Origin of the sequence: Pseudomonas agarici, assembly GCF_900109755.1 — a bacterium.
Classification (GTDB): Bacteria; Pseudomonadota; Gammaproteobacteria; order Pseudomonadales; family Pseudomonadaceae; genus Aquipseudomonas; species Aquipseudomonas agarici.
The window spans coordinates 30548-46367 of record NZ_FOAR01000035.1; the positions used below are offsets into that span (position 1 = coordinate 30548).

Here is a 15820-nt window from a genome sequence, read left to right on the forward strand (position 1 = left end):
GGACTTACCCAGTAGTTACTCAGCATCCCGCTTTACCAATCATGAATTGACTGATTGATCCTTCCGGCGCGCCCCGCTGCTGGGAGTGGAGTTCGCCTATGACCGAAATTGAAGTAAAGAAATCACCAGACAGCTTGCAGGACCGCCTCGCTCAAGTCGTTGAGTTGCTGCATCGCCAGCGAGTGGTCGAAGATCTGACTCATCGTCAGGAAGGCCTGCATCAGGATCGGGTAGAAAACCTGGTTCATCGGCAAAACCTTGTCGAGTTGCAGCGCAAGCTTGACGATCTGCACTCCGCCGACGTCGCCTATATCCTTGAAGCCTTGCCCCTGGACGATCGCCTGACCGTCTGGCAATTGGTCAAGGCCGAGCGTGACGGCGACATCCTCCTTGAAGTTTCCGACTCTGTACGAGAAACACTGATCGCCGACATGGACGATCACGAACTCCTGGCCGCCGCCAAGGAGATGGATGCCGACGAGCTCGCCGACTTGGCCCCCGAGCTGCCGCGAGACGTCGTCCACGAGCTGATGGAAGCCCTTGACGGTCAGCAACGTGAGCGCGTTCGTTCTGCGCTGTCCTATGACGAGGAGCAGGTTGGCGCGCTGATGGACTTCGAGATGGTCACCATCCGCGAAGACGTCAGCCTGGAAGTGGTGTTGCGTTATCTTCGTCGGCTCAAGGAGCTGCCAGGTCATACCGACAAGCTTTTTGTGGTCGACTACGATGGCGCACTCAAGGGGGTGTTGCCGATCAAGCGATTGCTGGTCAATGATCCCGATAAGCAGGTGGTCGAAGTCATGGCCAACGATCCGGTGAGTTTCCATCCGGATGAAGATGCTTATGATGCGGCCCAGGCTTTCGAACGTTATGACTTGATCTCCGCGCCGGTGGTCGACAAAAACGGCAAGCTGATTGGCCGTCTGACCATTGACGAAATGGTCGACTTGATCCGTGAGGAAAGCGAAAGCGAAGTCCTCAACATGGCCGGTCTGCGTGAAGAAGAAGATATCTTTGCCTCGGTCTGGAAATCCCTGCGTAACCGCTGGGCGTGGTTGGCGATCAACTTGATCACGGCTTTTTTTGCCTCGCGGGTGATTGGTCTGTTCGAGGGCTCCATCGAGAAGCTGGTCGCCCTGGCTGCGTTGATGCCCATCGTGGCGGGTATTGGCGGCAACTCCGGCAACCAAACAATCACCATGATTGTACGGGCCATGGCGCTGGATCAGGTTAGTACCGGCAATACCTCGCGGCTGATGCGCAAGGAGTTGGCTGTTGCGCTGATCAATGGGCTCATGTGGGGGGGAGTGATTGGTATCGTGGCGTATCTGCTGTATGGCAGTTGGTCGCTGGGTGTGGTCATGACGGCCGCGATGACCTTGAACCTGCTGTTGGCGGCCTTGATGGGGGTCTTGATCCCAATGACGCTGGCGCGGCTGGGGCGTGACCCGGCGATGGGGGCGAGTGTGATGATCACCGCCATGACCGACAGCGGCGGTTTTTTTATCTTCCTCGGACTGGCGACACTGTTCCTGCTCTGAGTCCTCTGGCGCGGCCTTCTCCTGTGGGTTGGCTGCGTCACCTCTCTGTTGTGTCCGGGCTTGCTGTCCCTGCGCATCCCGCCTTAAATTTCGCGCAAAAAAAAGCCAGCGCGAGGCTGGCTCGAGCTTTCAGAGAGGAATCAGTGGGTGTCTGCGGCCATTTCGGCGTCGTGTGCAATCAGTGACACCAGGGCATTCTGCTGGCGGTGGGACAGTTGGCGAAAGCGCTGCAGCAACTCGCGTTCATGCAGGGATAGCTCAGGGCTGTCCAGGCGCATGCTCAGTTCGTCACCCAGTGCGCCTTCCTGAATAAGACTCTGCTCCAGGCGTGCAATAATTTCGGAATTCATGCTTCGGTGATGGTTACGAGACACCTCAGCGATGCGTTCACGCATTCCATCGGGCAGACGCACGACGAATTTGTCAGCGGTACGGCTGGAATAAATTGCCTGTTTCAATGGGCGCATAGTTTTAAACCGGTTAGTTCAGGGGAGCGGTTCATTGGAATTGGCCGCAGGATGTCAGTAGGACAGCATTCTGCGCCAAATGTTCAACCTGAATTGATATGAGACCCGCATCATGCCTCAAAATTGCCAGATCATTGGCGCCAATTCTGTGACAAATATTGAACTGGATAAAGGCGATATGCCAGCACCAATTGTCAAAAATGCGCACTGGTTTGAAAATTTTTACCGGTGAAGCGCTCTAATCAGCTATATCGAGGCCGTCTGGAAGTATCAAATCGTTCTGTCGCATAGGTCAGGCAGTCATCTGGCCTTTTGCCTCTATTGTTAGAGAATAGTAGCAACTGGGCGATTATCTAGTGGACGAACGGTGCAATATGGCGTTAAGGCGAGTTTTCCGACCGGCGACAGGATTGCTGGTTTTTTGCCTATTCACTCGGGGGAAATGACTTTGTTGCGGCCTACGCGCCAAAAAGCCCATGGACGACATGACAAACGGTGGCATGCCCGTTAACATGCTCGCCGTCCTTTGCGCCCACCTGTCCTGGTGGTCGCCGTTGTCTCAGTAGCTCAATTGGATAGAGCATCCCCCTCCTAAGGGGAAGGTTGGCAGTTCGAACCTGCCCTGGGACACCATATAAATAGGGCCTCTCGCGCCGATCTGCTGCCAGCTCACTTTTTCCGTGACAACAGGCCAACAAAAGCCCAGCCGGGGCTTTTTTGTTTGCGCTGTCCCGTCGTCTCGCGATTGACAAGGGTCTGCAGGGGAAGGAACTCGGCCAACGGCTGATGTCTGACTTCTTCCGACGCGTGTATATGGTTTCTAAGCAGTCGGGTATAGCTTTCGTTGTCGTCGACGCAAAAGACCAGGACGCTGCCGATTGCTACCAGGGCAGGCCGGGGTTTGTGCCGTCAACGAATAATCCGCTGCGCCTGGTACTCTCTTACTCTCCGCTGCAACCTTGATCCAGGCGTTCAAGGCCCAGGAATAACCTGCCGGCTAATCGTCCAGGTCTTGCATTTCGCCGCGAGCGCGGCTATTTCTTCGATGCTCATGGTTCCAACTCATCAAGGGTGACCCCCGCTGCGCGGGAGTTCGCGACCCTCTTCAGATCCCTTAACTGAGCACGCACATTAGCTGAGGCTCCGGCCACATTATTGAGACGCTCGCGCAATCTCCCGGAGATGGATCGCGCCGCCCAGAAAACAGCCGGTTTTCCGTCTGCATTTCCTGACGCTTACGTGTCACTCACGTCTAGGTATTGAGGTCTCCAGAAAAGCTGTATCTATGTCTGAACGGTTCAGGCCTGGACGACAGCCTATCAACGGTTTCGAGACTGGCGAAACCGGGTACAGCCGGGCCCACCTGATATGGCCGCAACTGAAGTGTTGTGTCCAAATGAATCTCGATATCGCGTTTTAGGGTGTACCATCAGACTTTGTCCATCAGATCTAGCCAGTCATGTTTACGCTAAGCGAAGAGAACCGCCAGATCGTAGCTTCTCTGGCGCACCGTGTTGGCCCCGACGTTGACATTGCAAGGGTCGCCCAGGCGATCGTCTCGACCTTGCAGGATATGAACGCAGCCCTCATGCCCATCATTGGTCAGCAAGGGGTTGGCGCGCTTCACCGCCGCAGCCTCCAGCTGTGCGCTTGCGCTCATCCGCGCTTGGCCGGCACCTATGACCGCGTGCAGGCCGCGTTGGATCTGACTGCCCTCAAGTCCGTGCTCCTCGAACAAAGCGAAGCCGATGCGTTGTTTTTCGGTGAAGTGATGCTGACCACCTTCTACGAGCTGCTGACCACGCTGATTGGGCCCTCGCTCACTGCACGATTGCTTCGTGACGTGTGGGAGCCATCTTTGAGCGACACCCCTTCGCAGGAAAATTCGCCATGAGCACCAAAGTGACTATCAACCGCTTGGCCACCGGCGTGCCAGGACTGGACGAGGTGCTGGGTGGAGGTTTGCCGGAGTTTTCGTTCAACCTGATCGCTGGCCCTCCGGGTTGCGGCAAAACCACCCTAGCGCATCAGATGATGTTTGCTCTGGCGACGCCCGAACGCCCGGCGCTGTTCTTTACCGTACTGGGTGAGCCACCGCTGAAGATGCTGCGCTATCAGCAGCAATTCGATTTTTTCGACAGCGAAGCGATCAACCGGTCGATCCGCTACATCAACCTGGCCGACGACACGCTGGCCGGAGATCTGGACGAGGTGTTACGACGCATCGTCAGCGAGGTGGAGGCGCACTCTCCATCACTGGTGTTCGTTGACTCGTTCCGTTCGGTGGTGCTGGCCAGCCAGACTCAGGACAACCCCAACAACAACCTGCCGCAGTTCGTTCAGCAATTGGGCATGTTGATGACCACCTGGCAGGCGACGACTTTCCTGATTGGCGAATACTTTACCGAAACCGACACCAACCCGATTTTTACCGTGGCCGATGGTCTGATCTGGTTGCGTCAGAGCGTTCAGCGCAACTCCATGGTGCGCAAGATGGAAATCATGAAGATGCGCGGCCAGCCGACGCTGCCAGGACTGCACACTTTTCGCATCGCTACGTCGGGGATCAAGGTTTTTGCTCCGGCGGCAATCAGTCCGGCTGAGGCTCCTCTGGGGTTCCCTATCAAACGTCTGAAAATGGGCGTGCCACGGCTCGATGAGATGCTCGGTGGTGGTCTGCCACGAGGCTATTCATTGCTGGTGGCCGGCCCCTCGGGGTCGGGTAAAAGCATTCTGGCGGCGACTTTCCTCGCCGAAGGCGCACGCAATGGTGAAACCGGTGTGATTGCGGTGTTCGAACAGCGCCCCGATCACTCACAGAACGCCACTCTGGCCAGCCTGATCCAGAGTGGCCAGGTCGGCCTGGTGGACAGCCGCGCGCCGGATCTGTCCATCGACGAAATCGTTCAGTTGCTGTTAGCCGAGATCGCCCGATTGAAAGCCGCTCGCGTGGTGATCGATTCGCTGTCGGGTTTCGAACTGGCGCTGGCGCCGACCTTTCGTGAAGATTTTCGCGAGTCGCTGTCACGCATGGTCACGGCCCTAACTAGCGCCGGAGTCAGCGTACTGATGACCTCGGAGCTGGAAGACCGCTACACCGATCTGCGATTTAGCCCTTATGGCACCGCGTTTCTCACCGACGCGATCATCGTTCAGCGCTATATTGAAGTGCAGAGCCGCTTGATGCGCATCATGGCTGTGGTCAAAGTGCGGGCCAGTGCCCACTCCGATGAGTTGCGCCTGTACCACATTGACGATAACGGCCTGCAAATCGGCGAAATGTTGCCGGATCAGGAAGGTTTGCTCGGGGGGCGGCCAACCCGCCAGCGTCCCGGAGACAGATGCGTGAGTCAAGGTCATGAGCAACGTCGATGGCAAGAACGAAGAAGCGGTGGCCAATGCCGCTCGCGAACTGTTCCTGCTCGGCCAGAAAACCGTTAAGGCACGGGCAGTATTGGCGGCATTGCAAAAAGAGTTGAGCGACGCCAATGCCCAACTCGTCGATGGCCAGCAGGTCGAACAACTGCTCGAAGCCAATCAGCAATTGGTGCTGGCGATCCTCCTGGCGCATTCGGAGGCGGAAAAACCCCAGCGCACGCAAGAAGAACAAAGGCTGTACCTGGAGATGCGCGAAGCCAACGAACAATTGGTGATCGCCGCCCTCAGCGCGCAACATTTGCAAGCCTCGGCCGAACACTCACTGGAACAACAACGACACATTCTCGTCATGGTGGCCCATGAGCTGCGCAACCCGCTGACGCCCATCAGCATGATCGCCGGACGGCTGGCGCGTGTCTCCAGTGAAGAACTGCCGCGAATGCAGGCGTTGATCGAAGGCCAGGTGCGACACATGTCGCGGCTGGTGGACGATTTGCTCGACGTCTCTCGTGCCAGCACTGGCAAGCTGCGCCTCGATTGCCGCACGGTAGACATGATGCAGATCATCCATGAAGCCATCGCTGTATGCAGTCCAGTGATGAGTGCTCACCATCTGCACTTTACGGCACGGTTGCCCGAATGTGCGCTGGCGGTGGACGGCGATCCGGTGCGTCTCACGCAAATTCTAGGCAACCTGCTGGGCAACGCGGCCAAATACACACCAGCAGGCGGCACTGTCACGCTTTCAGTCTCGACTGAGGTCGATGTACTTGAGATGAGTATCTGTGATAACGGCATCGGCATCTCTGCCCAGGCACTGCCGTTTATCTTCGATCCGTTTGTACAGGACGTTCATGCCGTTGGCTTCAACGGTGCCGGCTTAGGCATCGGTCTGACGGTAGTGCGTGAGTTGGTCGAAGCCCACGGCGGCACCGTGACGGGTATGAGCGAGGGAGATGGTAAGGGAAGCGAGTTTGTGGTGACGTTACCATTGGTGATCCATTGAGGTTTCTTTAACGCTAGCTGGCCGAAAACCGGATTTGGCCGAATCAATTCAACGATGGACTGACGCCAATTCGGGCCGAAGAAAAACTTAACGTCCTGTCCGGAATTAGTTGGCCACTACGATTCAACCTCTCTAGAAAATGCGCATTTTTTTGAAAGCAGACTGTCAGGAGCGGTGCTAGCGTCTTCGTGCAAGTATCTAGGCTGTGCTTACAGCAGTAACCATTTTTGCAAGAGCAGCCTAATTCCCCACGAAAAAGTGTATCTAAGGGCGTTTTTATGAACGTAATACCAAAAATCACGCTATCGGCGGTGGCCATCTGTATAAGCTGCGTTGCTTTCGCCGGCAGCGAGAAAAAATTCCTCTACACATTGACGAATAACATTGCAGAAAACCAAAATGCAGTCGCTCAATATCGACGACTGAGCGATGGTTCTATTAAATTTATGAGATTTTATAAAACCAATGGCACGGGTATTAATAACAATACTCACGGAAAACTGGGTCCGCAAGATAACGATTCACAGATCATCATCACTGGTGATAAAAAACGTCTTTATGCGGTGAACACCAATAGCAATAGTATATCTGGATTCAATATAGGTAAAGAAGGGCACCTTAGTGAAATTCCGGGTTCACCCTTTTCATCCAAGGGCATCGCACCGGTCAGCATTAATATTTCAGGAAACATCTTGATTGCTGCTAATCGGAACGAAGACTACCATCAGAAAGCGAGTTTATCTGATCCTGAGGGAGCCAGTTACACTTCTTTTAAAATCCAGCATAACGGAGCCCTGGTCTATGCAGACACTTTAAAGGTGCCTGACTTCCAAAAGCCCGCGCAAATTCATGCATCCAGGACAGTGAAGAATCTATTTTTTGCCGATGAGTTTCAAGTTGACGCTGATTTTGACGGAGACGGCTCTCGGTCATTTTTAGCTGGCCCGAAGAGCAGTGTCCAAGGTCAAATAAAAACTATGAAAATCAATGACAAAGGGGAATTAACGCTTATCAACAAAACCACACTGCCTGAGACAATTGAAAATTACCTTTACATTGGTTCGCCGGGCGTACCTTCAATGCCTCTGGGTCTTTGGAGCCATCCGTCACAAAATATATTGTACGCCGGGTTCGTAACGAGAAATCAGTTGGGTGTATTCTCATACGATGACTCGGGTAGTTTGAAGTTTGTAAATGCGGTAAATAATAGTGGTCAGGATATTTGTTGGGTATTGGTCAACAAGCAAGCGACGCGGCTTTACACGGTGAACAATTTACCACGCTTGAATACTCAACAGGCATCTAGCACAATATCCGTTTATGATATTTCTGGCGACAACGCTTTGTCACCCATGGAAATACAAGTCGTTAATGTTCCAATGCCTGGCGAGTCGTTTATCAACAATCGAAACCTGATGCAGCCTGGAAGCACTTCATTCGAGATGGCGCTTTCACCAGATGAAGATTTTCTCTACATTATCAATCAAAGAATCAATCAGACTGCGGAAAATACATTGGGAGCTGGCAACGCCATACACAGTTTTTCCGTGCAAAAGGATGGGTTGCTCAAGGCCGCATCGTCAGTCGACCTTTTAAAAGACGGATTTCCGGCGAACTCGAGGGCTCAAGGGGTCGTTGCTGTTGATTTCTGAAATCCCAAGAGCCATTAATAAGCGCCGAAGTTTAAGCTGTCTATAAACTTCGGCGCAGCTTTGTCGGTATGCTCGGCATCGGCGAAAGACACCTGTTTCATAGGACTCAATCGTTCAGTTTGCGCGAGGTAGGTATTTCATCAAATCTGCAGGTTTTTTTCAGGGTCTCCCTAAGTAACCCGTGTGGTGAGTTCTATGAGTCAATTTCGGCGCCACCTGCCCTTGACCGGCGTTGCTGTTGCCCGCCATAGCCAGGCTAGACGGGTCACAGCGCTTAGGTCATGGGCGGCAGGCCTGCGAACTTGAACTAACGAACTCACCGTACAGGTCACTAGGTGATTGACATCGGATTTAGAGCTTTATGGCTGAGAAGGCCTCACTTTATCCCCCTAACTCTGGGGGTGTCATCTGCTAGAAATAATCGTTTATTTTGTATTTTATAAACGTGCTTTTTGGTGATGGTTTTTATTTGATGTTTACCACTTGCTTTAATGTCTTGTTGCGCTATAAGTAATAGGGGTAAAATGGACAGCGCTGATTTTTGCTAGGACGATAAAAACTCTTTTCTGCAACCCACAGCCATTGCTGGAGTAAATTATGAGATATAAATTTGCGTTGCTTGCATCGATTGCCATTTCCGTATTTTCAATCCAGTCCCATGCTGCTGATAATTTGTGTGACCTCAATCTAGAAAAAATTGATGAGGTGCTCGTTACGGCCAGCCAAAATTTAGAAGGGGGGGCGACGGATAACCTTAAGCAAGCGAAGAAAGAGGCGCTGGCGGCAAAAAAAGCTGGTGACATTGATAAGTGCATAAATTTGACTCAACGCGTATTAAGTAACGCCGAAAACAGCACCATGGGTGGCGGCGGTAGCAGATAACGCTTTTAGAGCTGGCGTAGGGGCGAAGACAGGCCAATATTCGGAGCCTCGATGTTTTGAAAAGTACCGAATGAGGTTCTACGCTCCTACGCCGGACACAAAAAATCAACCAATGTCGTTGTCGGGTAGATAAGGCCCTTAAGCCGAATGATGATTGCGGGTGTGAAAGCCTACTTCGCTCTGTTACTGGCTCCTCAAATCTGGCGCAGGTTGGGTGAGTGGATACAGCACCGTTGCAGGCCATCCAGTTCAAGCGATGGCGGCACGTCTTTTCTAACCTCAACCTCTCGAACCGCCCGCTGCGGGTCGCGGCCTGTGAAGGTCCAACCCCTTGCTGTCACGGTGGGCTTAGAATTTATAGCCCAGACCAACCATATATACCCACGGGTCGATATCCACATTGAGCTTCAGGTCGCCAGCACCGGCTAGGTCAACGTGGGCATTGGTGTCGATATCGATATAACGTAGTTGGCCGTTGATCATCCAATGGTCGCCGATCATATAGTCGGCGCCGATTTGCGCAGCCATGCCCCATGAATTATCCAGATCAAGGTGGCTGTAGCCTTTGGCTTCGGCGCTGTTTGAAGTGTCGGTGTCATAGAAGGCCGTGTAGTTGACGCCAATGCCTGCGTATGGTTGGAACGCGTAGTTCTTGTCCAACGGGTAGTAGATCAAGCTCAGAGTTGGTGGCGCATGTTTGACTTCGCCGAGGTTGCCATTGAGTCCAGCTAATCCGCCTTGCAGGCCATGTACACCCACATCGTGGTTGAATGTGGCGGCCAGCAACTCGATACCCAAATGGTCAGTAAACATGTAAGCGAAGTTGAGGCCCAGTTGAGTGTCGCTTTCAACTGTCGCGCTGCCGCCCAGGTTACCCAGTGGGCTCTTCACGCCAGAGCTGTCTTCGTTCGGATCAACGGTGATCGCACCAGCGCGAACAATGATATCGCCCGCTTCATATGCGTGAGCAAAACCAGGGGCGATGGCAAGAGCAAGCAGTTGAGCTATGAGCGTGTATTTATTCATGGATAACTCCTTTTAAATTATTGGGTTTTTCGGTGTTGGTTAAATCATATGTTGCTAACAAAAACTGATATTGGCTCAGCTAAAGAAGCCGATGGGATGCTTTTACACCTAAATTGACAAACAGCCCGGATCATCACATAAACACGCACTTGGTTGATTTTTTGTCACGAGCCCGGAGTATATTAAACCCTCAATATTTGCGCGGTCGTATTTTCTTCTTTTACGATGTTATTCGTTAATGTGCAAAGGCTTTTTTTCATCACCCGCGAAAGCAGCTCAACTGGAATAGGTCCCCGAAGCACATAGCACGACTTTAGGTGTTACGCTCATGGAAACGTCCTCAGATCCAAATTTTATTGATGGAAGTAGGCTGTCCTTGTAAATAATAGAAGACATTAGTAGTGATTCCAGTACAAAATGCTTGTACGCATACGCTAGCACCAACCCCGCTGGTTTGCTTTCAAAAAGATGCGGATTTTATAAGGTAGACGGGTGAAGAAACTGCGCCGATGAAGACCGTAAACGGCTTAAATAAAATGGCCGCTGAATGACAATTTATGAAATTCTCTTTGCGTGCCCACGAAGAAATTCTAATTCTAGCCTCGAGCGATTGTATCTTTCGTTATCGTTGAGTATTTGTGAAGTGCTCGATGCTTGAAATAATCCACATCGAGTGGATTAGGAGTTCGGCAGCTTCTTCTATAGGGATATTCGCAAGTCCGGTATCGCCTTCGTCCAGGACTAAGGCAGCACTGGGTTACTCTCGTTCTTTACTCGAACAATTTCGCCACCATGCTTGACCTGGGATAATCAACCGCCCTGGACAGCAGCGAGCCAGCCTGTCATGCAATCGAGATTTTCGACCTTGAGCGCACTATCAAGAAAAGCTGATAAGCCGCAGCCGTTTTCTGGTCGAAATCGACGCCGTCATCCCGTGACAGATATTGATCGCAAGGCCGAAACCCTTCTATCCCAAGGGCAAGCAGCCGGGATGCCCGCATCTTGTACCTTATCCGAGGATGTCGCCTAATGGGCTGCCCGGCAACCTATCGCAGACCAAGGCCACCACAACGCTTAGACTTCTCAATCCTCCCAGTCACCCGCGGAGCCCCTCGGTGAACGTCAACGACACCGGTTTCGAAGAATTGCTTAACGCTTTGCATGACGGCGTCTATATCACCGATGGCGACGGCAAGACGCTGAAGGTCAACCATGCCTATGAGCGTCTGTCCGGACTCAATGGTGCGGATCTTATCGGCCGACCCATGCGGGAGTTGGTCAAGGAGGGTGTCATCTCGCAATCGGCGTCACTGCGTGTATTGCAGGAAGGTCGACCGGTGTCGGTGATGCAGAGCCTGAGTCAGGGCAAGAAGCTGCTGGTCAGCGCTACGCCGATTCTCGACGCTGAACACCGTATTTCCTACGTCGTCAGCACCGTGCGCGACATGACTGAACTGCTACGCATGAAACACGAGCGCGATGAGCTGCAGCAGTTCAAGCAACTGCGCAACAGCACCGCCAAACTTCATGCGGGCCAGCGAGACAATCTCCTGCATTCGCCGCTGGTGGCCGATCAGGAGGTTTCCGGCCGTGTCTTCTCTCTGGCTCGACAGGTTGCCGGTAGCTCGGTGAAAGTCTTGCTTCAGGGTGAAACCGGCGTCGGTAAGACCCTCGTTGCACAATTCATTCACAACGCCAGTCCGCGTGCCAGCGAGCCGTTTCTCGCGCTCAACTGCGGCGCGCTGCCCGAGAACCTTATTGAGGCCGAGCTGTTTGGCTATGCGCCCGGCGCGTTCACCGGTGCATGCCCCAAGGGTAAGCGCGGCCTGCTGGAGCTGGCACATCACGGCACGTTGTTTCTCGACGAAATCGGTGATTTGCCACTGCCGGTGCAAGTCAAGTTGCTTAAGGTCATCGAAGAAAATCGCTTCATTCCGGTCGGTGGACTGGAACTGAAAGAGGTCGATGTGCGCATCATCAGCGCTACCCACCATGACCTCAAACAGATGGTGGCGCAAAAGCGCTTTCGCGCCGACCTGTATTACCGGCTCAATGTGGTGCCGATCAACATTCCGGCGCTGCGCGAGCGCAGTGAGGAAATCCCGCCGCTGTTACATTATTACCTTGATAAGTTTAACGTCCGTTATGCACGCCAGGTGCAATGGAGCCTGGAGGCTCTCGATCTGCTGTACGAGTATGCCTGGCCGGGAAATATCCGCGAGTTGATCAACCTGGTCGAGCGGATGGTGGTGACCAATCAGGCCGGGACCATCGAGGCATTGGATCTACCCGAAGAGATTCTCAACCTCAATCCGCAGAACGCCAACGACAGCCGCCTGCCGCTGCGCAAGGTACTGGAGAGCGCCGAGCGCAAGGCGATTCGTGCCGCGTTGCAGGTACACAAGACCACTCGCCTGGCGGCCAAAGCATTGGGCGTGAGTCAGGCAACCGTGGTGCAGAAGATGAAACGCTGGGAACGTTCTGATTAGTATTTCAATCGCTACCGCTGAAATCGATCAAAAATCTAATCGACACTGATCGGTTAAAACCCTTTCAAATTTCCTGTGAATCGCAAAAGCGCCTCTGCCACAAGGCTTTTCGCGTATTGGCACAGCTTTCGCTATCTCTTCTGGCACGTCTTCCAAAAACAACGCACACAGGACGAGTCCGATGAGCAGCATCTCTGCCTTTAAAATCGCCAACAAATTGATAACCGGCCAAGCCGCTATCGAGCAGCTTGCGGCGGAACTGACTCGCCTCAACGTCAACAACCCGCTGATCGTCACCGACGCCATTCTGGTCAAATCCGGCACCGTCGATCTGGCGTTGGCGCAACTGGGTGAACGCCGTTACGGCATCTTCGACCAGGTCAAGCCTGAGCCTGAAATTGCCATCGTGGAGGACTGCACCCGTGTCTATCGCGAGGGCAACCACGATGGGTTGATCGCTCTGGGTGGCGGTAGCGCTATCGACATTGCCAAAGGCGTCGCGGCGTTTGCCCATCATGAAGGTCCGCTGGCCGAACTGTTCGGTGTCGATCTGGTGAAACGCAAAGGCCCCGTGCTGATCGCCATTCCGACCACCGCTGGCGCCGGTTCGGAAGTGACCAACGTGGCGATCTTTTCTGACAAGCAGGCGCAATTGAAGAGAGGTATTGTCAGCGATTACCTGCTGCCCGACGTGGCGCTGGTCAGCCCGATTATGACTTTGACCTGCCCACGCAGTGTGACGGCGGCCAGTGGTGTCGACGCGCTAGTGCATGCGGTCGAATCCTATATTTCGCTCAACGCTTCGCCGATCACTGATGCCATCGCGCTTGGTGCGATCAAGCTGATCGCCAAGGCGCTGCCCAAGGCCTATGCCAATCCGTCCAACCTGCAAGCTCGGGAAGATATGGCCACTGCCAGCCTGATGGCCGGCATGGCATTTGGCAACGCGGGGGTAGGTGCGGTGCATGCGCTGGCGTATCCATTGGGCGGACGCTTCAACATTGCCCACGGCGTCAGCAATGCCCTGCTGCTGCCGTATGTGATGGAATGGAACAAGATGGCCTGCGTCGAGCGCTTCCGTGACATTGCGCAAGCCATGGGCGTGCGTGTCATCGACCTGAGCGCTAAGGATGCGGCGGATCAGGCAGTCAAAGCCATGGTGGATCTGTGCGCTGCCGTGGAAATCCCATCCGGGATGCGCAGCTTCAATGTGCCTGAGGATGCCATCCCGGCTATGGCCGAAGAGGCCAGCAAGATCGACCGCTTGATGCGCAACAACCCGCGCACGTTGAACGCCAGCGATATCGAGAAAATCTATCGCGCGGCCTACTGATCCCGAAAACCACGACGTCCGGCCCACCGGTTCGGTCGTCTGCCATTACAAAACCAATAATACAGGTAGACTCATGTCCAATACCCCTGCGCAGCGCAGCGAAAGTCCGTACATCCCGCTAGGCCCTTTCAAGGTCCGGTTGCCGTTCATGCACTACAAATTCGAGCTGCCGGACTATCTGCAAGGCTTGCTAATGTGTGCCGTGGACTTAGCCGCCATCCCATTGATGACCGAACTGCTGGGCATGTCTTTTGAGATCGCGCTGGCCGTTGTAATGCTCAATGGCTTGCTTTATCTCACGCATCATTTACTTGGCGATCCGACCGTACCCGGCTGGATCACCCCGGCGGTGCCGTTGTTGATGGCTTATTGCGCGCAATTTCCGGTGGGCCCGGAGCGTGTCCATGCCTTGATTGCCTTCCAGTTGATGCTGGGGGTTTTCTCGATTGCGCTGGGAGCGACCGGGATGGCGAAGAAAGTCGTGGAGTATGTGCCCTCGGCGATCAAGTCTGGGATTATCGTCGGCGCGGGCTTGAGTGCGGTGATCGCGGTGTTCAAGGTCGGCGGCAAATTCGATGTACTGCCATGGACTATCGCCATTGCGGTCGGCATCGCCTTCTACCTGATTTTCTCCCAGCACTTTAACCAACTGAAGCAGCGCAACCGTTTCTGGTGGAATTTTGCCAAACTGGGCATCTTGCCGATCATTTTGTTGGCGGTGGTGATTGCGCCGTTGTTCGGTGAAGCGCCATGGCCAATCATTCGGTGGGGCATCAGCAAACCGGATTTCGCCGGGCTGTGGAGCAACTACACAGTGTTTGGCCTGGGTATGCCGCCGTTGTCGATGTTCCTCTCCGCGCTGCCGACGATGCTGGCGGCGTACATTATTGTCTTTGGCGACGTGCTCAGTGCGAAATCGCTGCTCGATGAGGCAGAGACGGTCCGTACCGATGATGTGGTCGACTATAACGCCGATCGTGCGCACCTGATTTTTGGTGCGCGTAATGCATTTATGAGCATCTTCGGCCCGGACGTCGCCATGTGTGGCCCGAAATGGGCAGCGATGTTGGTTGTGGTGATTGAGCGTTTCAAGGGCGGTCCGAAGGCGATGACGTCGATCATCGGTGGCGTCGGCTCGTTCCGTTGGGGGACCAACACCGGCCTCCTGCTGTTGCCGGTGGTGACTCTGGTACAGCCGATTCTTGGCGTCGCGCTGTCGCTGACATTGCTGATCCAGGGTTATGTGAGTGTCCGTCTGGGCATCCTCGAAGCCCGCAGCCAGCGCGACTTGGGCATCGCGGGGGTGATCGGCGCGGTGCTGGCGATCAAGGGAGCGAGCTGGGCATTTGGAGTTGGCGTGGTCTTGTGTTTGTTGATCTACGGCAAGAACTTCTTCAAGGGCGAGAAGGATGGGACATTTGCCAAAGACTTGAAGACCGTGGATGCCCGTCCTGTCGTAGGTGCCCTGTCGGCAACGGTTGTTGAGCAGGGGACAGAGGAGGTCTTGGTCGACTGAATAGTCACCGTTGCAGCGCCTTAGATCTGCGTCTGTTCAAGGCTTGATCTAGATGCTGGTCAATGCGGTGACTGATGGTGGGGTGATGGCCAGGCGCTTCTGGCAGTTGTTCATGGTGTCGATCAAGCAAGGCAAAAATAGCCTGCGACAGAAAGATGAAAATAAGGGTTGACGGTAGCTTCCATGGGCCTATAATTCGCCCCACTTCCGACGCGGTCGAAACGAAAAACTCCTTTTCATTCAGTGAGTTAAGTAGATTTAGAACGATGTGGTCTTCAGTTCATCGAAGCCCGGAAGCGCTGTAAAAGAGGTGTTGACAGCAGCGTGTAACGCTGTAGAATTCGCCTCCCGCTGTCGATAGGTCGACAGCGCAAGTGGTTGAAGTTGAAGCGTTTTTTGAACGAAAAGCCTTGAAAACTTCTCAAATAATCACTTGACAGCAACTGGCGCTGCTGTAGAATGCGCGCCTCGGTTCAGCGAACAGCTCAACCCACCGCTCTTTAACAACTGAATCAAGCAATTCGTGTGGG

General features: G+C 53.9%; 11 protein-coding genes and 1 tRNA gene. 10 read left to right on the forward strand and 2 right to left on the reverse strand.

The window, feature by feature from the left end; genetic code table 11:
• Positions 1–98: 98 nt before the first annotated feature.
• Positions 99–1541: a magnesium transporter gene (gene mgtE / locus BMX68_RS23070; RefSeq protein ID WP_060782672.1), complete on the forward strand. Its 1443-nt coding sequence runs from the start codon at positions 99–101 to the stop codon at positions 1539–1541.
• Between the two features lie 140 nt (positions 1542–1681).
• Here the strand turns inward: mgtE and BMX68_RS23075 are convergent, their stop codons facing one another.
• Positions 1682–2008 carry an Arc family DNA-binding protein gene (locus BMX68_RS23075; protein ID WP_017131596.1) on the reverse strand — a complete coding sequence of 109 codons (327 nt, stop codon included), beginning with the start codon at positions 2006–2008 and terminating at the stop codon, positions 1682–1684.
• 556 nt (positions 2009–2564) lie between these two features.
• On the opposite strand from BMX68_RS23075, the gene BMX68_RS23080 reads away from it, so the two are divergent.
• From BMX68_RS23080 to BMX68_RS23105, 6 genes are all read left to right on the forward strand, one after another.
• Positions 2565–2641, forward strand: a tRNA-Arg gene (locus BMX68_RS23080).
• Positions 2642–3467: 826 nt separating this feature from the next.
• On the forward strand, positions 3468–3902 hold the full coding sequence (locus BMX68_RS23085; RefSeq protein WP_026013133.1) for a hypothetical protein: 435 nt from the start codon (positions 3468–3470) through the stop codon (positions 3900–3902).
• Positions 3899–5449 carry an ATPase domain-containing protein gene (locus BMX68_RS23090; protein ID WP_017131599.1) on the forward strand — a complete coding sequence of 517 codons (1551 nt, stop codon included), beginning with the start codon at positions 3899–3901 and terminating at the stop codon, positions 5447–5449. The genes BMX68_RS23085 and BMX68_RS23090 overlap by 4 nt, the downstream gene beginning before the upstream one ends.
• Entirely contained in the window at positions 5367–6392 is a 1026-nt protein-coding gene (locus tag BMX68_RS23095; RefSeq protein ID WP_017131600.1) for a sensor histidine kinase, read from the forward strand. Before BMX68_RS23090 ends, BMX68_RS23095 begins: the two co-directional genes overlap by 83 nt.
• 278 nt (positions 6393–6670) lie before the next feature.
• Entirely contained in the window at positions 6671–8044 is a 1374-nt protein-coding gene (locus BMX68_RS23100; RefSeq protein WP_060782674.1) for a beta-propeller fold lactonase family protein, read from the forward strand.
• 597 nt (positions 8045–8641) lie between these two features.
• Complete coding sequence (locus tag BMX68_RS23105) at positions 8642–8926, forward strand: PA2433 domain-containing protein (protein ID WP_017131602.1); 285 nt, start codon at positions 8642–8644, stop codon at positions 8924–8926.
• Between the two features lie 348 nt (positions 8927–9274).
• Here the strand turns inward: BMX68_RS23105 and BMX68_RS23110 are convergent, their stop codons facing one another.
• The gene (locus BMX68_RS23110; protein ID WP_017131603.1) at positions 9275–9952 is read right to left on the reverse strand and encodes an OmpW/AlkL family protein; all 678 of its coding nucleotides are present in this window, start codon (positions 9950–9952) and stop codon (positions 9275–9277) included.
• A gap of 1115 nt (positions 9953–11067) precedes the next feature.
• On the opposite strand from BMX68_RS23110, the gene BMX68_RS23115 reads away from it, so the two are divergent.
• The 3 genes from BMX68_RS23115 (at position 11068) to BMX68_RS23125 (ending at position 15290) form a co-directional block, all read left to right on the forward strand.
• The gene (locus BMX68_RS23115) at positions 11068–12441 is read left to right on the forward strand and encodes a sigma-54 interaction domain-containing protein (RefSeq protein WP_017131604.1); all 1374 of its coding nucleotides are present in this window, start codon (positions 11068–11070) and stop codon (positions 12439–12441) included.
• A 181-nt stretch (positions 12442–12622) separates the two neighbouring features.
• On the forward strand, positions 12623–13774 hold the full coding sequence (locus BMX68_RS23120) for an iron-containing alcohol dehydrogenase (RefSeq protein ID WP_017131605.1): 1152 nt from the start codon (positions 12623–12625) through the stop codon (positions 13772–13774).
• Positions 13775–13847: 73 nt separating this feature from the next.
• Positions 13848–15290 carry a hypothetical protein gene (locus tag BMX68_RS23125; protein ID WP_017131606.1) on the forward strand — a complete coding sequence of 481 codons (1443 nt, stop codon included), beginning with the start codon at positions 13848–13850 and terminating at the stop codon, positions 15288–15290.
• Positions 15291–15820: the final 530 nt, after the last annotated feature.